This is a genomic window from Bacillus cereus group sp. BfR-BA-01347 (genome assembly GCF_022663835.1).
Lineage (GTDB): Bacteria > Bacillota > Bacilli > Bacillales > Bacillaceae_G > Bacillus_A > Bacillus_A thuringiensis_K.
The window spans coordinates 81,512-105,841 of the sequence record NZ_JAKUGG010000017.1 but is presented as its reverse complement, the minus strand read 5'-3'; the positions used below and the strand labels follow the sequence as shown (position 1 = coordinate 105,841).

Sequence of the window (24,330 nt, the reverse complement as noted above, 5' to 3'; positions counted from 1 at the left end):
GTTAACATTTTTAAACGAATGATAAAAAGACATAATATTTGTACATTAAAACCGTAACAGGTAACATACATAATTATAAAATATGGGAGGTTTTAAAGATGAGGCTAACTCTCTTTCGCTATTTTCTTTTTTTCTTAGGATTAATTTTCTTTGGCCTTGGAAATGCTCTTGCAGTCAAAGTAAAATTTCTCGGTTTACATCCTTGGGAAGTTTTAAATATGGCTCTCTACCAAAAGTTTGGATGGACGATTGGTACGTGGAGTGTCATATGTGGGTTATGTCTCGTTCTCATTTCTTTACTAGTAGATCGAAAATATATAAATGTGGGAACATTTTTAAATGCACTACTTATCGGTCCGATTATGGACTTTTTCTTACAATCAAATATTCTTCCAAACGCTAGTGATTATTTATGGTTAAACTTACTCATTTTATTTTCTGGTATCGCCATTACGGGTATTGGGGGAGGTATGTATGTTGCTGCTGGAATTGGCGCTGGACCTCGTGATGGATTCATGCTTACTATTTCCGACAAAACAGGACTATCTATTAGCCGTGCTAGAATCATAGTAGAATGTATTGTACTAGTTATTGGATTTATGCTCGGTGGCCCTGTTTTTATCGTAACTTTTCTATACACTTTTATTCAAAGTCCAATCTTTCAGCAATCATTTAAGGTATTTCAAACACTTTTACATACTTTACAAAACAAAGATAAAGTTAGTAAACATATTTAAATTACAACTTAATACAAATCAAACACCCTATTTACGATTCTCACCGCAAATAAGGTGTTTTTTTATCTCATAATTTTAGAATATATACTACTCATTCACAATAAAAGTATATACATCGTCATAAATACAGCCATTTACCCTTATAACGTACTTCCCGGGTTTACTAAAACTAATTGTGTATTTATTTAGCTGAATTGCTTCTTTATCTCCAGAAAGAACATCAATGCTTCTGCCACTTAATACATATAATTCATTTAGATTCATTGATACATCAATTACATTGAAATTCTCCTCTTTCACTTGCTGTGCTTCCGCAACGCTTACACTTGGTTCTAAAAACAGTAGTCCACTTAATCCAATCGTCCCCGCTAAAGCAACTCCCGCAAACTTTTTAATCTGTTTCATTACAATGACCTCCTTATAGATTTTGCGTAAAGGTGATGTCCCCCTTACACCACAAAGCCTATATGTAATGAAATGAAAAGTAAACGGAGACAGTAAGACAAAATTCTACATCTTTTTCTCATATTGAATATAAATCCAACGTTTGGAGTTTTGACACATTTAAAATTGTTTCCCTAAACCAATTTCCTCATACTTTATTCAAATACTGAATAATTACTTATTGATTTAACATTCTAAAAATAGTTGATAAAGATACTTTCTATTCAAAAAAAGATTTTGCTATAAAGTAACTTTTACAACAAAATCCATGCAACTAATTTTATTCCTCTTTCCATAATCTCTCCACATTCATTAATTGTTCTTCTTTAAACTCCATCTTATATATATCTGGTTTTGACGTATTCATTAAAAATTCAAAACCATATTGTTTATCAAAATAATTTATCATTAATGTCATGACAAGCCCATGTGTACCAATTACAATTTTGCGTCCTTGAAAATCCAATAAGATTTCTTTTAATACTTTCACTACTCTTCTCTGGCAATGTGCATATGACTCTCCTTCCATTCGTGCAAAGTCCGGATTAGAGAACATCTTCTGTACAAGTGGGTACACCTCTTTGTCTGATATAACCTGATCCTCACTTGAAAACATACACTCTTTAAGATTTTCATATACTACTATTTCTTTTTCATGGAAATTAGCTGACTCCTCTATCGTTAACATAGCCCGATTATAAGGACTGGAAATAAAAGTATCAATCCTCTCCGCTTTTAATATGTCAGTTACTGTACGGGCATCCATATGTCCCCTCTCAGTTAACCCGCGCATTCTTTCATTTCCTTCTAGTTTTGGTGACTCACCATGTCTAACCATATAAATATATGTGCTCATAATTTCTCCTTAAAATTTTTTATAAAGTGAAACTTTAATTAGCCCTCACTAATCGGGCTTTTACAGGAAAATAGCGAGATAAGTTAATAAATCACGTTCATTTATCCCATTTCAACACTTAGGCGTAATACTAAAATACTTTATAAACTGTGCTGATTTGTTCGTCTAATCCATTCTCCTACTAAACTCTCAAATAATTCAGGCTGCTCAATTTGCAAATTATGCCCTGCCATATCTAACACTGCTAATGTTGCCCTTGGATATTCTTCAATAATTTCTATAATATTTTGATAACCTACTGATATATCTTGTCTTCCAGTCAGTAAAAGAACGGGATTTTCATATTTTTCACGCTGAAAATCCATAGTAAGAGAGTAATTCTTTTGCAACCTTTCAATAAATTCATCATTAGCAACATCTAACCCAGGCTTAATTTCTTCTTTAAATCGCTTATATGTATATTCATTTGCTATTACAGCTAACTCACAAAATTCCTCTCTTTCTGTGGAAGTGAGCGTATTTAAAAATTCCTCATCTTGTACAATTACCTGTTTATCTGGAAGAATCCTTTTTTCTGGCTCCGCCACAACAACAGGACATACTAATAGTAATCCGCTAACTCTCTCAAACATCTTTGCAAGTATACCTTTGGCTAAATAGCCTCCATATGATTCTCCTACCAATAAAAATTTTTCAGTAGAAATGATTTCCTCAATAAATGTGATAAGCACTTCTATTATACGATCTGAACTATTTATCCAATTTGGAGCATTCGATTTTCCCATTCCAGGTAAATCAATATATATTCGCTTATAACCTTCATATTTCTGAAATACTGATTCCATACATTTCATCATTAACCTATGGTCAGGGGCGCAGCCATGTATGATAATGACCGGTTTACCCTCTCCCACAACTTCATAGTATATTTCTGCATCTTTAATTCGATATATCATAAAAAACCTCCCTATTTAGTGGTAATACTATTCCACTCTGTAAGAATACACGTTCTTATTTTATATCCTTTCTCAACATTTTCACAAATGTTAATTTTCAGATTAAAAATAAAAAGCTCCCCAAAAAAAGATACTCATCATTTTATATGCAATTTTGCATCTCCACTTACAAATCACTAAAAAAACTTTACAATTCAAAGGATGACTAAATATACAATTTCTATTTAAAGTCTTGATGCAGTCTATACTATCAACCGCAATATTTTTTAAACCTTAAGAATACTTACACTCTTTAACACTTTCCTTATAAACATGATTTTTATAAGGAAATCTGATACAATTCTTAAATAATATTATTATGTATAGATATAACGAACATAGTGCATAATTAAAGAAGGTGATTTCATTGAAATTAAATAAAAATTTACAATTATGTATATTAATCGGAACATTAATATGCTATTCAATCTATTTTATGTTTTTCTATCTGTTCCCTACTCATTTTTCAAATTCAGATGTACGCTTCGCTTCACTTGTCATTGAAGCCATTACATTTGTATCACTGATTTACTCTATATATTCTAAAAAAGTCAGTTCAAATCCGTTTTGGATATGTATTACAATAGCAATTGGTAGTTTTTTATTAGGGAAAATAGTATATACATATCAAGATAGCTTCTTCGAAATTCCAATACATCGTTTTACGGTTTCTGATGTATTTTATATGTTTTTTCTATTTTTCTGTCTTATCGCTTTCTGCTATAAAATCTTAAAGGAATGCAATAAATGGGAAAAAGCGTTCTTTATTTGTGATATATGCATAGTGCTTACTTCCATATTTACATTAGAATGGTATTTATTTAATCAACCAAATTTAAATATATTCGCTCTTTCACTAGGAGATGTTTTCCTTTCATTTTTATACCCAATTGCAGATTTATTATTTCTACTGCTAGGTGTTAGTCTCTTTTTCCGTCCAACAATTTTTAATTCCAAACGGAAAATTTATATCTTTATTTTTGTATTAATAAGTTCTGCAACTTTTAACTATATTTATTTTTACTTAAATAACCACTTATCAACTGAAACGATAATATTATTACGTCTTTTATATAGAATACCTATATTACTTATTGCAATAGCTGGCTCTATTTCAGAAGATCATAATAGCCATAAAAATTATTTCCTTGTAAACCCTATAATAGGAAAAAAAGCTTTAGTTGTATTTCCCTATCTTGCTGTTGCAATACTAATCGGGTTTACATTAAAAGAACAAACATCATCTTCAACTCTCATTACAGGAAATTGTATTACTTTTATTTTCGTACTCATTCGTCATTCTATCGTACGTATGCAAAACAATTCCTTAACAAAACGTTTGCAGGCATTTAATGCCCAACTAGAAGAAAAAGTTACTTTACGGACGTCTGATTTAGTTCATAAATCAGAGGCTCTTTCTCAAAAACAGCAAAAGTTTAAATCATTATATGAATATCATCCTGACCCTATCTTCACCATTGATTTAAATGGAATATTCTTAAATGTAAATAAAGCTGGGAGTGTACTACTTGGGGCACCAACGGATGAGTTATTAGGTGAAACTTGTTTTTCGATCATTTTAGATGAAGATAAGCATAAGCTAGCATTGGCATTAGAAAAAGTGAAACAACAAGAATCAGCATTCTTACAACTTAGTTCTCAATATAAAGATGGCTTTACTTATTTTTTATACGTTACAATCATTCCTATTATAATAGACGGACAAATTTCAGGAAGCTATATTATGGTGAAAGATATTACTGCACTAAAAAAACAGCAAGAAGAAATAAAATATTTAGCATTCCATGACACTGTAACGAAAATTGGGAACCGTGCCTTTTTCCATAAGAAATTAAAGAGAGTTATAAAAAATGCTAAAATAACAGAAAGCGAGTTTGCATTATTATATTTAGATTTAGATCGCTTTAAAGCAATTAACGATACACTTGGACATTCGTCAGGAGATTACATATTAGAAGAAGTAGCAAAGCGATTCGAATCATGTCTTCCATCACATGCTCATCTTTCAAGAATCGGTGGTGATGAATTTACAATCATAATTGAAAACTATACTGACGAAGATTACTTATTCCAATTATGTAACCAATTATTTAAATGCATGAAAAAGTCATTTATCATACATGAGCATAAATTAACTTTATCACTGAGTATCGGCCTCGCTATTTATCCACATTCCGGAATCGATACCGCTACACTTCTGAAAAACGCTAATGTTGCAATGTATGATGCAAAAGCAAAAGAGTTTAACTCTGTCTCTATTTATGACGATGTAATCGCTAAAAAAATTGAAAGACGATTACGATTAGAAAAAGATTTACCAAACGCTCTACAAAATGAAGAATTGTTCCTTTTGTATCAACCTCAAGTTGATAGTGAATCTAATAAAATTATCGGTGCAGAAGCTTTAATTAGGTGGAATCATCCTGAATTAGGTATTATTTCTCCATACGAATTTATTCCGATTGCAGAAGAAACACTACAAATTATTTCAATAGGAAAATGGACATTAGAGCAGGCTTGTAAGCAAATGAAACGTTGGCACGCACTCGGATATTCACATTTAAAAATAGGTGTAAATTTATCTGCTAAAGAATTTGAACAAGAGGATTTTGTAAAATCTATTTCTTCTACTTTAACAAATACTGGTTTACCAGCAAGCTCTCTTGATCTTGAATTAACAGAGCGAATTGCAATGATGGATGAGCGAGAAACATTGATAAAACTGCGTACACTAAAAAGTTTAGGGATTCACATTTCAATCGACGATTTTGGTACAGGTTATTCTTCGCTAGCCTACTTACCTTTATATCCAATTGATACGTTAAAAATCCCGAGAGAATTTATTACAATGTCTGAAACATGTGATGATGGAATGGAAATTATTAAAACAATCATCACATTAGCAAATACATTAGGAATGTCTGTCATTGCTGAAGGTGTAGAAACGAAAGAGCACGTAAATTTCCTTCAAAAAAATAAATGTCAGTTTATTCAAGGTTATTATTACAGTAAACCTATTCATATTCATGCATTTACTGAGCTATTAGAAAACGGCATTCACCCATAGTACATAGCCAATTGAAATAAATAATAATGAATTTGAACAAATATAGTAAAAAGGAAAGAAGATACCTTCTTTCCTTTTGTTTTCCTATTTACATTTCTATTACTTCACCACTTCATTTATTATATCTATTAAATGATGAATCCCCTCATCATTTGTTTTCTTATATCCATTCATGTTTTGAATATATTTATCCTTATTTGTATACAACTTATTTACTGCATGTATAAATGTATTCGTACTTACTTTGTCTTGGAGTATAACTTCCGCATATCCTTGCCGTGAAAAATATTCAGCATTTAAAACTTGATCTCCTCTACTGGAACTGTTAGTTAACGGGATAAGCAACATCGGTTTCTTCAAAAATAACAATTCAGAAATAGCAGTAGAACCCGCTCTTGAAACTACAACACTTGCCATATTTAGTATATGCGGCAACTCATCGCCTATATATTCAAATTGCATATACCCCTCCGTGCCAATAGATGGGTCTATCTTCCCTTTACCACATATATGAATAATATTAAAGTTTAATAGTATTGTATCTAAACATTCCCTTACCATATCATTTATCCACTTAGCACCTTGACTCCCACCCATAATTAATAATACTGGTTTATCTTGCTGAAATTCACAATATCTTCTTCCTCGTAATACATTACCCTTCTCAATTTCTTCCCTTACAATTGGTCCTACATAAACCTTCTTCTCATTATTTACATTTTCTCCTGTCTGAGGAAATGTTGTGCATAGCTTTGTAGCAAAAGGTAATGCTATTTTGTTGGCAAGCCCTAATGTGCTATCTGGTTCACGTATAATTATAGGCACACGATTTAACCATGCTCCTATAGCTACAGGAACTGAAACAAATCCTCCTGCTGAAAAGATAACGTCAGGTTTTGTTTTCTTAATTAAATTATAACTTTGTAAACAACCGCGTATAATTTTAAAAGGATCTTTAAAATTCTCCCAATCCCAATATCTCCTAAGCTTGCCCGTTGAAACACTATTGTATTTAACATTTTGCACTAATGATTTTTCAATTCCATTTTTGGATCCAATATACTCGACTCTCCATCCTTTCTCTATAAATTTAGGAATTAATACAATATTAATCATAACGTGTCCGGCTGTACCGCCCCCAGTAAAAAGAATCGTTTTGCTCATAACTTATACCCACCTTTATTATTAAAAATCTAGCTTTCTCTTTACCTTTTAAATGTAAATAAACTTATTATTTTTTATATAAATCCTTAACTCCACCTCTATATCTTGTAAAAGATCGTTAATGAGTTCATAAAAATCATTTCCATACTCACTACACTCGTATTGAGCAAAGATTTGAATCACATACCTAGTTTCCGTCTCTAATGCTGACTTTATTCGATTAACCCTTTTTTCTTCTACATACGCTTGATATTTATGTATTGCCTCATAAATAAGCAATACATGCGCTTTTTCATCTCTCCAGTCCTGCGTATCAACAATTGAAAGATATAGCGTATTTTGATTATCTATTACTTCATAACCATTCATATATTTCTTACATCCTTTTTTGTTTTTCATTGCATGTAGATGTCACTACATTTCGCATACTCAAGTACATCTTTTAATGATTGATGAAATTCAATTTCTGGGATCCAACCTAACTTTTTTATTTCCTCTATTGCTAAACTCTCATTTGAGTCGCTCCCTTTTTTCTCTGTTTCCTCTATAAAAAAATTTAGCTGTGTTAATTCTTTATATTGTTCTAGTACATCTAATAAAGACCGTTTTACTCCTGATCCGATATTATATTGTTTTCCATTTATTCCATCTCGTAATAACACATGATACGCTTTGACCGCATCACGTACATCTACAAAATCTCTACTATCTTTCAAACTGTTTACTTCGATAATAGCTTTACTTGTACCTGATTCTATCTCTATCATTTTCTTTGCAAGAATCGAACAAATACCATTCGATACTCCTGGACCAATTAAATTTGAGGGCTTTGCAATGATAATATTTGAATCCATTAATCCTCCCCAAGCCTCTGCAATAATGACTTGCATCGTTTTACTTAAACTATATGGATTTGAAATTTTTATTTCGTTCATACTATTTGCTTGCAAAGCAGATCCTATAACTAATGTTCTACAATGCGAGGCTTCTTGCTTAATTGCTTCTAATAAATATAACGTTCCTATTACATTAATCTCTATATATTCAAGGGCAGCTGTCCAAGATTCTATGACCGAATTCCTTCCTGCTAAATGCAATACGTAGTCTGGCTTTATTTGTTTCATCACCTTCATTACTTCGCTCTTATTAGTTAAATTACAAGTAATACCATTTCTAATTTTTTCTCTATGTGCACGATTTTGAAACATAGGAATTACATGAAAGCCCTGCTCTAAAAAATAGTGGCAAGCATGGCGTCCTGTGAAACCATTTGCACCAGTTATCAAAAGGCTCGCATTTTTTTTCATCGCAAAAATCCTCCTTTTAATAGCATTTGTTTCACCTCATGTTTTTCAAGTAAGTCTTGTTGAGAACTAAAACTCTTCACATCCACTAGAGGATAGCTAGAATAATATTCTTGAAGTCCTTCTATAGGAATAGTCGGTAGTACCACAAAATAATTTTGATCAAAACTTATACTTGTTTTACTCTCTACCTCAGATAGAAGCATTTCACTTAATTTTTCACCCGGTCTTATCCCTACCTCTTTTACCTTAATGTTTTCTTTTCCCGAATCTTCAATTAATAATTCTGCTAAATCTGTTATTTTACATGCCGGCATTTTCATAACAAAGATTTCCCCGCCTCTACCTTGAGATACGGCTTTAAATAACAACCCAACAGCATCTTCAACTGTTAAGAAAAATCTAGTCATATTGGCATCGGTAATCCCTACTTGTGAAGATTTTTTAATTTGTTGTTTAAAAAGTGGTACTACACTTCCACTCGTTCCTAAAACATTTCCACCACGAATACAAATGAATTTTGTTTTCTTCGTTTGTATATTCGCATGAACCATTAATTTTTCACCAATTGCTTTTGTCATCCCATACGTATTTGATGGATCAGCTGCTTTATCCGTTGAAACATATATAACTTTTTCAACTTGCATCTGTATAGAGGCTTCAATTACATTTTGCGTACCATGTATATTGGTTTTTATAGCTTCATAAGGATAATACTCACATACTGGAACATGTTTTAAAGCTGCAAGATGGAACACATAATGTACATCTTGGCAAGCATAGACTAGTTGATCTTTATCACGAATATCTCCAATAATAAATTTTAACCTATCATCATTTATAAACTGTTGCTGCATTTCAAACTGAACCGTTTCATTTCTTGAAAAAACTCTAATTTCTTTCGGTGATTTTTCTAATAGTTGTTTTATAAGTTCATGCCCCCACGAACCTGTCCCACCAGTAATTAAAATTATTTTATTTAACATTCTTTTTCCTCCTACGAAACATCTCAATTTAAATAATATTTATTGAATTATTTTCAATTGATTCAAATCATAATCGTCGTTTGTTACATTTAATTGACAAAATAAAAAAACAGAAACTATTAAACATAGTTTCTGTTTTTCATTTCATCTCACAACAGTAAGATTTTTTATACGGTTTTCATGATAAATAAATTCCTTGTAAAAAACACCGCTCATTTATTTCTTATACTCGTAATAAAATAAATAGAATGATTCATAGCCAATAATCATGTTTAAATTTATGAAAAAGGGAGGTAACGGAATGGATCTAAGCAATTCAAATCATACATATAACGGACCTTCCAAAGCACTGCCCCTCTCCCTATTCGACGTAAAAAATGAATTAAAACAAAAAAGCAAGCTTATTCCTTCTGACACCATGTATAAATTAACGAAAGAAGAACAACTCATCATCAACAAAATAAAAATACAAACAGAACAACTAAATAAAAATAATGTTACAAGAACACGCGCATACTACCAATTTTACATTCAATATCCAGAAATACATTGGGCACTGCTTGGACATATGGTATCACGTAACGGCGGTTGGAATATGACTGATTTAAAGGGCGATTTATATACGAGAATTTTATCAGAAAAAGATCAATTCATATTTTTTTCTTTTTTAGAAAGAGGGAATTGGCTTATTTTCCAAGATGTATATCCTCAATTTTTACTTTACGAACAAAGTGTAAAGAGATCACAAAAGTTATTTCACCTTCTTTCTCACCTAAATGTTTCTACATTTATGGAAACGATGTGGAACCATTTTTGGAAAACAGGTAACAAAAAAACTTTAGCGATTGCAACTATTATTAATGAACAAAACTACTTAGAAAAAAGAGTGATTCAAAATGGACAATTTAAAAAGACTGTACTAAATAGTATTGGATTTAAACTCTTTGATTTCTTTCAGTTTAATCATATCCTTTTCCCATTCTACGAAAATGATAAGAAACAAAAAGTATTACTATTTGGTGATACAATGAAACATTTCACTTCCTTACATGAACGGATATTAATTGGAAAAAGATTGTACTCATTATTATTTCGAGATACACATATTTTATCTCAAATAATAAGCTGGGCTCAACACCATCCGCATACAGGATCTAGGAAAGATTACTGGCCCCATTTATTTTCGAGTGTAAATGAATCTTTTTCCCGTGAGTTTTATAAGCGCCGAATAAAGAAATGCCAGTTACGAAATGATGCTTATCGCATATACAGCCCTGCACTCATCTATTCATGGCGAGATATGAAGCATGAAGAAGTTGACAATAAAGATTGGTTTACTGATTGGCAAGTTGTAAATTACTTAGTTGATAAGGAGGAAAATATAAATGGACAAATTACAGAAGACTACTGCAAAACACTCGAAAAAATTGAACTCGCCATTCTCGCAAAGAAAAATGTCCTCCTCCGAGAAGAAGAATGAGTTTCTAGCATTAGTAGTTACAACCTTTCTCTCTTCTATTATTGGAACTTGCTTAGATGCCTTTTTTGTTAATAAACAAATATATTCCTTTCCGGCTAGGCCCTTCTCATCCACATTTTCGGTTAATATAGCTTTTACATTGTTCGTACTGCCGATTTTAACAGTTATCTTTATACACATTTCAAAAAAATTATCTAAGGTTTCTAGAATTTTATTTATTATTTCAATCGGTATTTGTGCTAGCCTTTTTGAGCAGATTGCTGAAAGTTTAGGTTTATTTGTACATAGTGCGAATTGGAACCATACATATTCTTTATTTGGTTATATGATTTTTCATTCTTTTATTTGGAACGTATATAATTGGATAAAAAAATAAAGAGACCATTATAGGTCCCTTCTTAAGCATACTCTTCCGTTATTGCTAATGGTGCCAATGTTTGAAGGCTTTTAGAGCGTAAACGATAGGCAACGACTTTCTTCTTATATTGCTTAATGACATCAACATGTTCCTCATAGCTATATAGAGAAAATCTAATCTCTTTATTCCCTTTCTTCGTATCAATGACTATTGGTATCCCTTCTCCGTGCGGTGGGAAATAATGTTTATCTAAAAACAAAGCCTCATTAAATTCATGAATAACTTGTAGTTTCATTTCTCCCTCTATATTTTTTCCATCTATCGATATAGAAGTATTTTCCGCCTCAAGCTTTTGATGCAATTCAAATTTACTAATAATTGATTCTACAACAGAAGTGGGCATGCTAGAAACTAATACTTTAATAGCTCCAAAAACAAATAATGTAACTATAAACCATGTTGTCATTGTTATCATCTCCATTACATTTAAAAAATAAATTTCGTTCCATACGGTATTAGTATACTAATGAGTATGCCAGTTACAATCACATATCCATATTATGAAATCTCATTTAGCGTGTCGGCAAACCGTTTAATTCCAATTTGAATTTGTTCTATATTCGCTCTACCAAACGTAAATCGTATATATTCATTTTTCGAACCTAAAACACTGCCCGGAACAAATGCGACACCATTCCGTATAAATTTACCTAATAAGTTATATTCATCAAACTTTCCTTTCACTTTACACCATACATGTATTCCACCCTCTGGCACGAAACATTCAACTCGGTCTCCCAATGTTCCTTCAAGCTCTGCAATTAATTCATCTCTTCTTTGCTTCAATTGTCCACGAAGTATCGTAATGTGTGTATGGAAATCCTTTGATTCTAAAAACTGATTTGCTACCCACTGCGTAAATACACTATGGCCAAAATCAACTTGTTGCTTTGCATCTGCTAAACGCTCAATTACGCGCGTAGGACCAATTACCCAGCCAATACGTAATCCTGATGCAACAATTTTTGATAATGAACTTATATAAAGAACATTCCCATTTTGATCCATTGATTTTAATGTCGGATTCACTTCTCCATTAAATGAAGTTAAACTATACGGATCATCTTCTACAATAGGTATACCAAATTCAGAAGACAGTTCTAAAATCTTTTTACGTCTCGCTAATGAAAGCACAGTTCCAGTTGGATTTTGATAATCTGGATTCAAAAACACCATACGAATGCGATGCTTTTTGTGCAAATCGATTAAGTCATCTGGATTCATTCCATGCTCATCAACAGGTAAATGAAATATGTTTAAACCGGCCGATTTAAACATTGGAAGCGAAAAACAATACGAAGGATCTTCAATCGCGATCGCATCGCCAGGTTTTAATAAACATTGAACGATAAGATTAAGCGCCTGTTGTGCTCCAGACGTAATAAGAATAGAGCTTGAATCTGCTTCAATTTGTTTATATTGCTGAACATGTGCTGAAATTGTTTTTCTCAACATCTCATTTCCAAGTGGATGGTCATAACCGAGGTTTTCCATAAATGTTTTCTCTGACAAAATTGTTCGAAATCTATCACTTGGAATTAATTCTGGTGACAGTTCACCACTTGCTAAATTAATTAAATCATCTTTTTGTGTTTCCGTTCGAATTTGTTGAACGAGTGGTACGTTAGGTAAGAATGATCCGTCCTCCACGTACCTACCCCAGTTCGGTATTCGTTTATGTGAGACACCCCATATGTCTGTATTGACCCGTGTTCCGCTTCCCTTTTGCCGTTCTACTACTCCAAGTGATTTTAATTCTTCATACGCAGCTACTATTGTACTCCGGTTCACCTGTAATTCCTTTGCTAACATACGCTCAGAAGGTAACTTACTATCAGAAGGAAATTCACCTGAAGAAATGCCTCTTTCAATATAATCAGCAATTTGTTTATATACAGGTGTCTTATCTGCACGATTTGGTTTCCATTCCATCTAGTTCCCTCCTTTCAAAACGAACTATCCTCATTTTTTACTAACAGTATTCACCGTAAAAATAGTATTAATTAGTCACATTTTCTTATCCGTAAATGGATATATCCAAAATAGTTCTCTTTCTGATTACTCGATAGCTTCTGAAATTCCAACTTCATACTCTCATTTCAGTTCTTTCACAAACTATCAAATCATTACCACATACCATGTTACCCCAACCAGTAGAACAAAAAGAAGAAGAATATAGATTGCAGATAAGTTTTTCACATTTCTCTTTGTAGACTTTCCATAATTATCCTCCACGTTTCTTGCAACTAGTACAGTCCCAAATAGCGATACAATTACAATAATAACGACTAGTGAAATTGCAAAACTCATTGTCTTTTCACCTCTCTAAGACCCATCTATTTTAATTAAAGAACTTACATAAAAACCTTCCTCTTTAAAACGTTGATAACATACTACCTTTCTTCTCTTATCATAATAGATGTTTGTAAAAATCGGACCAACCACTTTCGCGTTTTTTTGCTCATCCACTTTAAAAATAAAAAGCAACTGATCACTTAAGACCAATTGCTTTTTCGCAAGGTTAATTATATTCATTTTTCACTTGAAATTAATCCGATTTAAAAGTTTGATTTTTTCATAATGAAAAGTATCGTTCACACCATTTACAAAAAAGAACCTATGAAGGTCCTTTTTTGAATTGTACAACACAGCACTATGTTGAGTATCTTAAATTTTATACTAATGATAAAGTGAAACTTTAATCAGCCCTCACCAATCGGGCTTTTACGGGCAGCAGGCTCCTACCTAACTTCTTTGCTTCCTCTGAATTTTGAGGTAGGGGTCTTACTGCCCGGCAAATAGCGGGATAAATGTTAATAGACTTATTCTTCAATAATGAATTGTGAAATTAGCATTTCTAAATTTTCAACTTTCTTTTTCATTTCATTAGATTTCGTCGTTATTTCTTGAATCAATGTGGCTTGTGCTTGAATTGATTGTACCGTTCGATTCGTTTCTTGTGCGACTTGTGTTGCAGTTTCAGAAACTATTGACAAAGAGGCATTTACTTCTTCTGTCCCAGCAGACATTTCTTCTGTGGCAGCAGACACTTCTTGAATTTGGGTCGTTATTCTATTAATATCTTGCATAATAGATGAAAATGCGAGTTCTGCCTTATGCGCTGCTTCTTTACCACCACTAGCCTGTTGTTGACCTTTTTTCATTACATGAACTGTATCCTCTGTATCTTGATGTATAAAACGTATTAAATTATTTATATCATTTACAGATGTTTTAGATTTCTCAGCTAGACCTCTTACTTCAGCTGCAACTACTGCAAATCCTTTTCCATTTTCTCCAGCACGTGCTGCCTCAATTGCAGCATTTAAAGCAAGTAAATTCGTTTGTTCCGCAATATTAGTAATAACATCTAACGCTTCTTCAATTTGTTGTGTACGCGTAACAAGTCTATCAATGACCTTAGAAGTTTCTTCGACAACTTCATTCACGCTATTCATTTGATGAATAGATTGTTTTATAACTTCACTACCAGAATTTGCTTGGTCTATTGTTGCAACAGCAACTTCAGCAACCATCGCTGAAGATTCAGCTACTGTTTGAACACCAGTTGCAATTTCTTCCATTGAAGTTGAACTTTCTTGAATACTAGTCACTTGTCCCTCTATTTCTTTATTTATTTCAGAAGTAGTTCGAACAACCTCGTTTGATATATGTGCTGCCGTTTTCGTCTCTTGTAGCATATTTTCAGTTGAAACAATCACTTCTTTCGCCGTAACCTTCACCTGACCGACTAATTGTTGCAAGTTATCTAACATACTATTAAAGGATTGTACAATATGGCCTAATTCGTTCTCGGATTTATAAGAAGTTCGAATTGTTAAATCTCCAGCAGATACTCGTTCCATATCTTTTTGTAATAATACAATTGGTTTTTTTATAGCATTTTTTGTTATAAAACCAATAAAAATGATTATTATGATTCCAACAAATGAAATAATTACAAATGTTATGATTGTATTTTTCACACTATTAACATTCTCTTTTTGTAGCTGTTCAGCAGCATTATTATTATATAAAATAAGTTCGCGAATAGACTGAATTGTTTTTTCCATATTAGGGTCAATTTCTTTTAAATAATAGCTATAGGCTTCTTCATTATTAGTCAGTCCCAAATCCTGTGCTTTTTTCATTTGTACTCTTAAATCTTTAAATTGACTTTGAAACGCATTATACAAATCTTTTTCTTTATGAGAACTAATTCTAGTTTCAAATTGTTTTAACAGCTCATCATTTTCTTTTCTAGTCTTATCCATTTCTATTATGAGTTCTTTCATTCTTTTTTCATCTTTCGATATCATAATCTCCATAAAATTCATATTAACATGGTAAAAATTTGATTCTACAATTCCTATCCATTCAATTGGTAATAGTCTTTCTTCATACATACTAGAAGATGCATTTTCACCTTTTTGAAGCCCTAAAAACCCGAGTGAAGATAACATAATACAAGCCAAACTCGATATAATGACTAACACATTTAATTTCGTTCCAATTTTACTATTTTTAATAAAAGACAACAAAATCACTCCATCTATATATTATATTTTACTTGTTTTATATTACAACAACAATCGACATTTATCGACATTTTTTTATTAATCTTATAATTATATTCGAAGAACTTGATTCTCATACTATCAAATACTAAAAAGTCTTATAGGAATCCCACAAGACTTTTAATAGAGTTATATTGTTTCTATGAAATTATGATAAAAATTAAAGCGACTTATTAGTTCTTATAACTTCTTGATAGAGAATCGGTGACCACTTATCACTAACATAATCTTGGATAACCCAACCAACTCTTTTTGGATTCTCTTGTTTAATATATGCCGCGATCTCGGGATTTATATAAGACGCATAATAATATGGACTGTTCCATGCTGTACCACCAGAAGACAAGCTTGTAAAATTAATATATAGATGATTTGAATCCTCGCTATTATTCATCGTTTCATTCATCGTATCTTTAATAGATTTTACTTTCTCATCATAACTCACTTTATATTTATCTTGTACTGTTACATTTACATTTTGATTTACAGTTGTGGTAAACGTCTCATTATCTGGCCAATAAAAATTATTATATCCTCCAGATTCATTACTACCACTATATCTTTTTAGTAGTACAATTTTCCCACGAGCATCTCCAAGTTTTATATTTCCTTCTGTTTTTAAAAAGATAGGATCAACAAAATAATTTTTTTCAAACGTACTACTAAATGGACCTTCTGCCCCTTTCATATCCTCATACTCTTTTTTTAAAGACATAATAATCGTTTCACTCGGGTTATCTTTTAAAAATTGTTTCGCTTCGTTTATGAATTCATGCAGTGTTACATAAAGATATAATGGCCCATGATGAAGAACTATCGTATTATCATCTGTTAAACGTCCTCTTATATCAAAAATGCGAGCTCCATGGTCCATTTGATAGCGAAAATCATATTCTTGCGTCATTCCCCATACTTGCTTAATCGGATTTTGCAACTTGAACGTTCCACTATCGTGTGTTCCTGGAATTGAAATTCGTGATAACGGGATATTATCAGGTATAGGTTGCATCCATTTTGACCAATTTTCAAGCTCATTAACAGAGCTAGCTGCAACTACTCTCTTATCATGTAAAACAAATACAAATGTGATAAATATTGTACTACATATGAATAATTTCAAAATTAACTTTTTATTGCTCATTATTATCCCTCTCTTTTTCTGTTTTTATATCAAACTTATTGAATATAATATAAGCTAGTTCATAAAAAATAAATAACATTTCATCAATATGAAATATTGCATAGAAGTAAAGTTAAAAAATCATTCACATATACTAAATTAGAAAAATTTAAAGGAACTTCATCTGAAGTTCCTTTTACTTATTTTATGTTCAATACGTATGAACCATCTTTATTCTCATATTTATAGACGTATAAATAATATTTACCTGGCTTTGCATTATAAGTTCCTTTAACTACATTTCCTTCATTTTCACCATATGCTACATAGTTATTTAAATCTGATTCATGATGAAGTACCCATGTCATTCCGATATTTTGTTCATTTAGTAGAGAAATATTAATATTTTCCGGCGATTCAATTTGGAAAGTAAAAACATCTACTCTATCACTATTATGTAGCGTTCCTTTCACCGGTGTATGAAAGTTAACTTTATTTGCCTGTCTAGGCTCATTATTTGGTTCATTTTCTGTTACTTGTAATTCATTCCCACCGTTTGGTTTTCTTTGTTCATAGCCTAAGTTTACTAGTATAGACTTCAAATCTGGTAAAACACCAATTTTATCTGCATATGGATCTTTAGATTTTGTTCCAGTGCTCTGGTTGCTTAATATTGCTCTTAGTTCACTAGGTCTATATGGTTGTCCTAAATTTTCTTTAGCAATACTTTGTACTAAAGTCGCTGCCCCAGCAATAATTGGCGAAGCACTAGATGTTCCGCTAAAGCTTGAAGTATAAAGATTTACAGCACTTCTACTTTGCTCGGCTGTAGTTGTATCTACATTTTCTCCCCATCCGTACACATCAATACGGCTTCCATAATTCGAAAACCACATACGTTCATGAGGGAAAGATGAAGAGCCAGCTCCTACCATAATTGCACCCGAATCTTTAAAATCTTTACTATTACGATTTAAGACTTGCTTACCTTTTCTATCTTTGAACTGGTCTAAATCATTCCACCCATTTGCTCCAGCCTCTATAATTACAATCCCCTTATCTGTACCAGCACGAATTGCATCAAAGATATCTGGCTGTACTTCAACAGGTAAATATTTATCACCATATCCATCGAAAGATGCTTGCGCCTCTAACAATAAAACATCCCCAGCTTCTAACTGATTTACAGCGCTTAATATTCCATCAGCCGTATTATACTGTCCGTTATCTCTTATTTGAGAGATAACCTTTGCTTTCGCTTTTGGCGCAATACCAATATTCCCAACTTCATTGTCCTCAGAGGATACAATTCCTAGTACAGACGTCCCATGACCGACATGCTGATCTATATTTCTTCCAGACATTAATTCAATTTTTTGATGTAATAAATCCTCATGATTTAATAACCATCCGTATTCCATATCAACAAAAGTGATACCATTTCCATTACCACCTTGAATTCCCCAGGCGAAAGGCGCATTAATACCGTATGGGGCCGCTTCAAGATAACCTTGTTTTTTAAATCTAGGATTGTTATTAGGATTAAGAGCTACACTTGATGATTGCACTTCAGGTGGCATTATTTTCTCTTGTTTCTTCATATACGCATCTTCTATTAAAGAAGATGCCTTTAACTTATCTACTATTTCTTCTTCATACCCACTATTTTGATTTTGAAGAATATAGTAGTTTAATAAACTTGTAGATACATGATTAGGTGCTTTCACTTCAAGGTTTTGTATTTGTTCCGGGCTTACAGATGTGAATAAACGAGTAAATGTTACATCTGGATATTCTGTCAAAAGATCTTTTATTACTTTATCATTCGTTTGAGATTGTATTTGTTTTTCAATACTATCTTCATATGGCAAATCCAAATCCGCTTTAAATTTCACAATGATTTGCTTATCTGTTTCTTGTTCTATCCCTGATTTAATCTGCTGTTCTATAGAATCAGCATGTACACTATTGATAGTACCTCCTGTTCCTAAAAGTGTTGTAATGATTACAGTTGACGCACACACTTTTTGAAATATCTTCATTACATTAATCCTCCTATTAATAATAATTAATCATTATATTAATATATAATGATTTTATTTCTATAACGTATTTCTTTTCTACTAAATAGATTATAGTAATCAGAAATATGAACTTCAATGTATTTTCATATGCAATATTTCATATTCGGACTCTACACTACACGCATATGAAACTTATAGTGATTATTTATTTTATATGTGCTAATATACTTACATTAATATATTACGCATATATACATTCCAAACTACATTACTTAATAGTTTCACCTTAATTTTTTCTTAGGAGGATTTACAATGAAATTACTAAAAATCAAACATATAATCCCTTTATCTGCGGCTGCAATTACATTCGTATGTAGTCAAAGTACAGCTGAAGCTTCTACCATTCATACAGTAAAAAAGAACGATACACTTTGGGGCATTAGCAAACAATACGGAGTTTCAATACAATCCATTAAACAGGCTAATAATAAAGGAAACGATCAAACATTTATTGGCGAACAGTTACATATTCCAGGGTCCGTGAAATCAAATGAAATCACTGTTCCTCAAAACGCCAAGCCTGCGAACATTTCTGGACAAATTATTTATCAAGTACAACCGGGAGATTCATTAGAATCGATAGCAAAGCGTTACAATGTCACTGTCCAATCTATAAAACAAATTAACAATACAGTCGGAAATAAGCTTTATACAGGACAACATTTAAAAATCAACTCAAGCATTTCACAAAAAGAAAAAGACTTAATGGCACGCTTAGTTACCGCTGAAGCAGGTGGCGAATCCTATAAAGGAAAAGTAGCAGTAGCGAAAGTTATACTAAATCGTGTGAATGCAAAAGGTTTTCCAAATACAATAACAGGCGTTATTTATGAACCTATTAAATACGGATATGCATTTACTCCTGTTACAGATGGAAGAATTAATCAGCCTGCAAGCGCAGAAGCAAAAATGGCTGTAGAAGAGGCTATCTCCACAAATGGAGTACATTCTGACTGGCTTTATTTCTACAATCCAAAAACATCAACAGACAAGTGGATTACGACACGTCAAACAGTAGCAGTAATCGGTAACCATGTTTTTGCTAAATAAGATTTAAAATCATTAACAGACCTCTTCACTTAAAAGGTCTGTTTTTTTCTATGTAAAATGTTATTAATCATATGACATAGTTATTTTTTAAACTGTTTCTTCTTTCAAATAAAAATTTTTGTATTTACTCCACCACTCGTAGAAATTAATAAAGCATCAAGTTCAAAAACTCTCACTTTATTAATAAAAGCTATTTCTTAACTTCATAAAATTGTTATACACTAGAAAAATAAAAAACAAACTATTCGTTAGCAGGTGGAAGAATATGTATGATGTTACGATTATCGGCGCTGGAGTAAGTAGCATTTTTATGGCTTATTCACTAGCTAAAAGTAACAAAAAAGTTTTAATTCTTGATAAAGGTAAAGCGCTAGAAGAACGCCATTGTCCGTTAGACGAAGGAAAGGCGTGTAATTGTACTACATGTGATAAATATTTCGGGTTTGGTGGTTTAGGAAAATCTGAAGGGAAATTTAATTATACAAACGGATTTGGCGGAGAACTTGAGCAAAAAGTCGGTAAAGAGGGCTTTATACAACTCATGGCTGAAGTAGATGAAATTCTATGTCAGTTTGGTGGAAGTTCGGTTTCAAAATATTCTACTGAAAATTCAAGTCTCACTAAGAGAGCTGAAGCGTGTGGTTTACAAATACTAACAACAGAAGTAAGACATCTTGGTACTACACTTTCCAGTAATATTTTTCAGCAGCTCTATGACTTTTTACTTACGAAAATAAAGATCCAATTTCATATAGATGTACAACATATTCTGAAACAGGAAGATTATTTTACAATAGAGACAAATCAAGGAACAGTTCAAACTAAGCAACTAGTATTTGCAACTGGGCGCTCTGGGGCCGATTGGTTAAAAGAAATGTGCAGTTCCCTAAATATTTCTCAGAAGCAAACACGTGTAGATTTAGGAATTAGAGTAGAAATGAAAGAACATCAATTACGTTCTATATTAAAAGATACTTTTGAAACAAAACTTTCTTATCAAGGTGAGCATTTCACAGCAACTACTTACTGTATGAATCCAAAGGGACGCATCATTCGAAAGTACGAAGAAGGTTTAGTTATGCCTGACGGTCAAAATTTTCGAGAACACGGAACTGGCACTTCTAACCTAAATTTCACTTTATTTATTCCTCGCTATTTTCCAACTCTCAAAGAAGCAAATGTATACGCAAGTTCAATTATTAAAGGCATTAACCAAGGACGAGATCGGATTGTTATACAGCGCTTAGAGGACTTACTAAAGAAACAACCTACGGTGGAAAACAGCATGGAACATAATCGTATACAGCCTACACTACAGGGGGATTATGGAGATTTGAATCAAGAAATCCCTCAATTATATATTGAAGGGCTCAAAGAATTTTTATTCCGTTTAGAACAATTTATACAAGAGCCTATCGATCAACATACTTTACTATATGGAATTGATGGAAAGTTCTATGCTCCTACGATAAGAATTAATAATCATTTTGAAACTAGTATACATGGGCTATTTTTAATTGGAGATTGTTCAGGCGTTACGCATTCATTATCTCAAGCAGCTGCAAGTGGTCTGTATGTTGGAAAGTACTTATCTGACATTTAATTTCTATCATTAAAATGTCAGTCAAATATTTTCAATTTCAAAACACTTTACTTACATATAGTAAAAGTATATTAATAAGCCCCCTATCCTTCCCGGCTAATGATTAACCGACAAAAAATCGGGATTTTACAAAATACATGTGTAATATAACTGTATAATTAAAACGATTGGCATTCAATTCTAATAAATTGAATGTCAACAGTTTTAAAAGTCTCTATCCATTTTCACCTTTATTTGTTCGATATTTTGTAACATCATCATAGTGTTTAATATGGTAGGATGTCTATAAGTCAATTTCACTACAACTATGACTTGTTCTGCCCGTTTCTCAAAAAGAGTTATATTTATGCTACTACGCTTTAAAAATCCCCATTGTATATATATGAATACTTCAAATTATTCCCTTTAGAAAACAAAGTCTAAATGGTTCATTACACTCTAATAGTTATAAAAACATAATATATAACTTTAGTTAAATAAATTATATAAAGAAGGTGTAAAAATGAATAACAAAATAAATTTACAAATGCAAAATATAAGTTTTGTTATAATAATGGCTTTAGCAGTATGGTTAAAAACATATCTTATTACGCGATTCAGTTTTGATTTAAAAATCGAGTCTTCAACGCAAGAGCTCATTTTGTTTATTAGCCCTCTAGCCGCATCATTAGCATTTATTGGATTAGCATTATTTGCAACTGGTGAAAAGCGAAATTATATAGCGCTCTGTATTAATTTCTTATTAACAATCGTGCTTGTTGGAAATGTAATGTTCTATGATTTTTATAGTGATTTCGTTACATTACCAGTACTTGGACAAACCTCAAACTTTGGCCAATTAGGCGCCAGTATTATAGAAATATTAAACTACAAAATTATACTCGCATTCGTAGACATTGTTTTCTTCTTTATTCTATTAAAAAAGAAATCATTGGTCTTTAAAACAGAACGTGTAACTCATTCTACGCGCTTGTTATACTTTCTTTTAACGATTGGTGTATTCTTTGCAAATCTACATCTTGCAGAAAAAGAGCGCCCTGAATTATTAACAAGATCATTCGACCGAGTCATGCTTGTCAAAAATTTAGGCTTATATACTCACCAAGTATACGACTTAACACTGCAAGTAAAAGCTGGGTCACAAAAAGCACTTGCTGATAGTAGTAAATTACAAGAAACTGAAAACTACGTAAAAGCAAACCAAAGCGAGCCAAACCCTAATATGTTTGGTGCAGCGAAAGGAAAAAACGTAATTGTCGTCACTCTTGAATCCTTGCAGACCTTCTTAATAGGCGCATCAGTGAACGGGCAAGAAGTTACACCATTCCTAAATGAATTCATAAATGAAAGTTATTACTTTGATAACTTTTTCCATCAAACTGGTCAAGGGAAAACATCTGATTCTGAATTTCTAATCGATACGTCGTTGTATCCATTAAATCGAGGAGCTGTATTCTTTACACACGGTAACAATGATTATACTGCAACTCCAGAAATTTTACGTCAGCAAGGTTATTTCACTTCTGTATTTCATGCGAATAACGCAACATTTTGGAATCGTAATATTATGTACTCCGCTCTTGGTTATGACCGTTACTATAATGAACTTGATTACAAAATCACGCCAGAAACAAATTTAAATTGGGGATTAAAAGATATCGAATACTTTGATCAATCAGTAGATATATTAAAAACTGTTAATCAACCATTCTATGCTCGTTTCCTTACTTTAACAAACCATTATCCATTTACGTATGATGAAGATACAAAATTCATTGAACCATACAACTCTGGTAATGGCGTATTTGATCGTTACATCGTAACAGCACGTTACTTAGACGAATCCATAAAAAAATTTATTGAACGTCTAAAGGCCGAGGGGCTTTACGATAATTCTATTATTGTGTTATACGGTGATCATTATGGCATTTCCGAAAAACATAATCGTGCAATGGCACAGTTTTTAGAAAAAGATCAAATAACAGAATTTGACACTTTAAATTTACAACGTACACCTTTATATATTCATATTCCTGGACAAACAGAAGGTCAAACTATTTCAAAGCCTACGGGACAAATCGATATGAAGCCTACTATTCTAAATTTATTAGGTGTTGATTTTACGAATGATATCCGTTTTGGCCATGATATGTTTTCAGATGAATATACTGGCTTTGTTGTTTTACGTGATGGTAGCTTCGTTACAGATAAGTATGCATACAAAAACAACACTTTCTACGACCGTATAACGGGTGAAATTGTGGATTTACCAAAAAAAGAAGCTCAAGCCCTCATTAAACGTGCACAAAATGAATTACGAATGTCTGACAAAATTATTGAAGGCGATTTATTACGTTTCTCAGAAAGCAATAAAATTAAAACTGGCGAAGTACAAACTAAAATTAAAGAAACAGAAAAATAATC

At 32.2% G+C, this 24,330-nt stretch carries 20 protein-coding genes; 7 read left to right on the top strand and 13 right to left on the bottom strand.

Annotated features, from left to right (window positions below):
* The first annotated feature begins 98 nt into the window (after positions 1 to 98).
* Positions 99 to 737 carry a YczE/YyaS/YitT family protein gene (locus MR143_RS22645; RefSeq protein ID WP_001241254.1) on the top strand — a complete coding sequence of 213 codons (639 nt, stop codon included), beginning with the start codon at positions 99 to 101 and terminating at the stop codon, positions 735 to 737.
* Positions 738 to 824: 87 nt separating this feature from the next.
* Here the strand turns inward: MR143_RS22645 and MR143_RS22640 are convergent, their stop codons facing one another.
* The 3 genes from MR143_RS22640 to MR143_RS22630 all read right to left on the bottom strand — a co-directional run bounded on the left by MR143_RS22640 (position 825) and on the right by MR143_RS22630 (position 2,993).
* Positions 825 to 1,142 carry a hypothetical protein gene (locus tag MR143_RS22640; RefSeq protein ID WP_000809491.1) on the bottom strand — a complete coding sequence of 106 codons (318 nt, stop codon included), beginning with the start codon at positions 1,140 to 1,142 and terminating at the stop codon, positions 825 to 827.
* A 319-nt stretch (positions 1,143 to 1,461) separates the two neighbouring features.
* Positions 1,462 to 2,037 carry a histidine phosphatase family protein gene (locus tag MR143_RS22635; protein WP_000109185.1) on the bottom strand — a complete coding sequence of 192 codons (576 nt, stop codon included), beginning with the start codon at positions 2,035 to 2,037 and terminating at the stop codon, positions 1,462 to 1,464.
* 140 nt (positions 2,038 to 2,177) lie between these two features.
* The gene (locus MR143_RS22630) at positions 2,178 to 2,993 is read right to left on the bottom strand and encodes an alpha/beta fold hydrolase (protein ID WP_000640344.1); all 816 of its coding nucleotides are present in this window, start codon (positions 2,991 to 2,993) and stop codon (positions 2,178 to 2,180) included.
* A 406-nt stretch (positions 2,994 to 3,399) separates the two neighbouring features.
* Between MR143_RS22630 and MR143_RS22625 the strand changes: the two genes are divergently transcribed.
* Positions 3,400 to 6,120 (top strand): putative bifunctional diguanylate cyclase/phosphodiesterase, encoded by a 2,721-nt coding sequence (locus tag MR143_RS22625; protein WP_000773553.1) that lies wholly within the window; start codon positions 3,400 to 3,402, stop codon positions 6,118 to 6,120.
* A gap of 99 nt (positions 6,121 to 6,219) precedes the next feature.
* Here the strand turns inward: MR143_RS22625 and MR143_RS22620 are convergent, their stop codons facing one another.
* The 4 genes from MR143_RS22620 to MR143_RS22605 are packed head-to-tail and all read right to left on the bottom strand — an operon-like array spanning position 6,220 to position 9,574.
* Positions 6,220 to 7,284, bottom strand: coding sequence for an undecaprenyldiphospho-muramoylpentapeptide beta-N-acetylglucosaminyltransferase (locus MR143_RS22620; RefSeq protein ID WP_000047557.1), 1,065 nt, complete (start codon positions 7,282 to 7,284; stop codon positions 6,220 to 6,222).
* A 48-nt stretch (positions 7,285 to 7,332) separates the two neighbouring features.
* A complete protein-coding gene (locus MR143_RS22615) occupies positions 7,333 to 7,683 on the bottom strand; it encodes a DUF6572 domain-containing protein (RefSeq protein ID WP_074593605.1) in 351 nt (116 codons plus the stop codon).
* The gene (locus MR143_RS22610; protein ID WP_000739081.1) at positions 7,680 to 8,591 is read right to left on the bottom strand and encodes an SDR family oxidoreductase; all 912 of its coding nucleotides are present in this window, start codon (positions 8,589 to 8,591) and stop codon (positions 7,680 to 7,682) included. Before MR143_RS22610 ends, MR143_RS22615 begins: the two co-directional genes overlap by 4 nt.
* Positions 8,588 to 9,574, bottom strand: a complete 987-nt coding sequence (locus tag MR143_RS22605; RefSeq protein ID WP_000932600.1) for a UDP-N-acetylglucosamine 4,6-dehydratase family protein — start codon at positions 9,572 to 9,574, stop codon at positions 8,588 to 8,590. Before MR143_RS22605 ends, MR143_RS22610 begins: the two co-directional genes overlap by 4 nt.
* Positions 9,575 to 9,875: 301 nt before the next feature.
* Between MR143_RS22605 and MR143_RS22600 the strand changes: the two genes are divergently transcribed.
* Together MR143_RS22600 and MR143_RS22595 are read left to right on the top strand one after the other, a co-directional pair.
* A complete protein-coding gene (locus MR143_RS22600) occupies positions 9,876 to 11,054 on the top strand; it encodes a DUF2515 domain-containing protein (protein ID WP_242280991.1) in 1,179 nt (392 codons plus the stop codon).
* On the top strand, positions 11,029 to 11,430 hold the full coding sequence (locus MR143_RS22595) for a CBO0543 family protein (protein WP_033672769.1): 402 nt from the start codon (positions 11,029 to 11,031) through the stop codon (positions 11,428 to 11,430). Before MR143_RS22600 ends, MR143_RS22595 begins: the two co-directional genes overlap by 26 nt.
* A gap of 22 nt (positions 11,431 to 11,452) precedes the next feature.
* Here the strand turns inward: MR143_RS22595 and MR143_RS22590 are convergent, their stop codons facing one another.
* From MR143_RS22590 to MR143_RS22565, 6 genes are all read right to left on the bottom strand, one after another.
* On the bottom strand, positions 11,453 to 11,878 hold the full coding sequence (locus MR143_RS22590) for a YfmQ family protein (RefSeq protein WP_000214631.1): 426 nt from the start codon (positions 11,876 to 11,878) through the stop codon (positions 11,453 to 11,455).
* Positions 11,879 to 11,970: 92 nt separating this feature from the next.
* On the bottom strand, positions 11,971 to 13,404 hold the full coding sequence (gene pdxR, locus MR143_RS22585; protein WP_000454971.1) for a MocR-like pyridoxine biosynthesis transcription factor PdxR: 1,434 nt from the start codon (positions 13,402 to 13,404) through the stop codon (positions 11,971 to 11,973).
* A gap of 186 nt (positions 13,405 to 13,590) precedes the next feature.
* A complete protein-coding gene (locus MR143_RS22580; protein ID WP_000006453.1) occupies positions 13,591 to 13,782 on the bottom strand; it encodes a hypothetical protein in 192 nt (63 codons plus the stop codon).
* Positions 13,783 to 14,294: 512 nt separating this feature from the next.
* On the bottom strand, positions 14,295 to 16,010 hold the full coding sequence (locus tag MR143_RS22575; protein ID WP_000008148.1) for a methyl-accepting chemotaxis protein: 1,716 nt from the start codon (positions 16,008 to 16,010) through the stop codon (positions 14,295 to 14,297).
* A gap of 199 nt (positions 16,011 to 16,209) precedes the next feature.
* Positions 16,210 to 17,190: a phosphatidylinositol diacylglycerol-lyase gene (gene plcA, locus MR143_RS22570; protein WP_000066300.1), complete on the bottom strand. Its 981-nt coding sequence runs from the start codon at positions 17,188 to 17,190 to the stop codon at positions 16,210 to 16,212.
* A gap of 179 nt (positions 17,191 to 17,369) precedes the next feature.
* Positions 17,370 to 19,211 (bottom strand): S8 family peptidase, encoded by a 1,842-nt coding sequence (locus MR143_RS22565; protein WP_242280990.1) that lies wholly within the window; start codon positions 19,209 to 19,211, stop codon positions 17,370 to 17,372.
* Positions 19,212 to 19,505: 294 nt separating this feature from the next.
* Between MR143_RS22565 and MR143_RS22560 the strand changes: the two genes are divergently transcribed.
* The 3 genes from MR143_RS22560 (at position 19,506) to MR143_RS22550 (ending at position 24,328) form a co-directional block, all read left to right on the top strand.
* Positions 19,506 to 20,303, top strand: a complete 798-nt coding sequence (locus MR143_RS22560) for a cell wall hydrolase (RefSeq protein ID WP_000771012.1) — start codon at positions 19,506 to 19,508, stop codon at positions 20,301 to 20,303.
* 265 nt (positions 20,304 to 20,568) lie between these two features.
* Positions 20,569 to 21,906: an NAD(P)/FAD-dependent oxidoreductase gene (locus MR143_RS22555; RefSeq protein WP_000272415.1), complete on the top strand. Its 1,338-nt coding sequence runs from the start codon at positions 20,569 to 20,571 to the stop codon at positions 21,904 to 21,906.
* A 502-nt stretch (positions 21,907 to 22,408) separates the two neighbouring features.
* Positions 22,409 to 24,328 (top strand): LTA synthase family protein, encoded by a 1,920-nt coding sequence (locus MR143_RS22550; protein WP_001060334.1) that lies wholly within the window; start codon positions 22,409 to 22,411, stop codon positions 24,326 to 24,328.
* The last annotated feature ends 2 nt before the right edge of the window (positions 24,329 to 24,330 follow it).

Bases quoted from the DNA above. Each gene is read 5' to 3' on its own strand.
- MR143_RS22645 (WP_001241254.1), top strand. From the start codon at position 99: ATGAGGCTAACTCTCTTTCGCTATTTTCTTTTTTTCTTAGGATTAATT.
- MR143_RS22640 (WP_000809491.1), bottom strand. From the start codon at position 1,142: ATGAAACAGATTAAAAAGTTTGCGGGAGTTGCTTTAGCGGGGACGATT.
- MR143_RS22635 (WP_000109185.1), bottom strand. From the start codon at position 2,037: ATGAGCACATATATTTATATGGTTAGACATGGTGAGTCACCAAAACTA.
- MR143_RS22630 (WP_000640344.1), bottom strand. From the start codon at position 2,993: ATGATATATCGAATTAAAGATGCAGAAATATACTATGAAGTTGTGGGA.
- MR143_RS22620 (WP_000047557.1), bottom strand. From the start codon at position 7,284: ATGAGCAAAACGATTCTTTTTACTGGGGGCGGTACAGCCGGACACGTT.
- MR143_RS22615 (WP_074593605.1), bottom strand. From the start codon at position 7,683: ATGAAAAACAAAAAAGGATGTAAGAAATATATGAATGGTTATGAAGTA.
- MR143_RS22610 (WP_000739081.1), bottom strand. From the start codon at position 8,591: ATGAAAAAAAATGCGAGCCTTTTGATAACTGGTGCAAATGGTTTCACA.
- MR143_RS22605 (WP_000932600.1), bottom strand. From the start codon at position 9,574: ATGTTAAATAAAATAATTTTAATTACTGGTGGGACAGGTTCGTGGGGG.
- MR143_RS22600 (WP_242280991.1), top strand. From the start codon at position 9,876: ATGGATCTAAGCAATTCAAATCATACATATAACGGACCTTCCAAAGCA.
- MR143_RS22595 (WP_033672769.1), top strand. From the start codon at position 11,029: ATGTCCTCCTCCGAGAAGAAGAATGAGTTTCTAGCATTAGTAGTTACA.
- MR143_RS22590 (WP_000214631.1), bottom strand. From the start codon at position 11,878: ATGACAACATGGTTTATAGTTACATTATTTGTTTTTGGAGCTATTAAA.
- pdxR (WP_000454971.1), bottom strand. From the start codon at position 13,404: ATGGAATGGAAACCAAATCGTGCAGATAAGACACCTGTATATAAACAA.
- MR143_RS22580 (WP_000006453.1), bottom strand. From the start codon at position 13,782: ATGAGTTTTGCAATTTCACTAGTCGTTATTATTGTAATTGTATCGCTA.
- plcA (WP_000066300.1), bottom strand. From the start codon at position 17,190: ATGAGCAATAAAAAGTTAATTTTGAAATTATTCATATGTAGTACAATA.
- MR143_RS22565 (WP_242280990.1), bottom strand. From the start codon at position 19,211: ATGAAGATATTTCAAAAAGTGTGTGCGTCAACTGTAATCATTACAACA.
- MR143_RS22560 (WP_000771012.1), top strand. From the start codon at position 19,506: ATGAAATTACTAAAAATCAAACATATAATCCCTTTATCTGCGGCTGCA.
- MR143_RS22555 (WP_000272415.1), top strand. From the start codon at position 20,569: ATGTATGATGTTACGATTATCGGCGCTGGAGTAAGTAGCATTTTTATG.
- MR143_RS22550 (WP_001060334.1), top strand. From the start codon at position 22,409: ATGAATAACAAAATAAATTTACAAATGCAAAATATAAGTTTTGTTATA.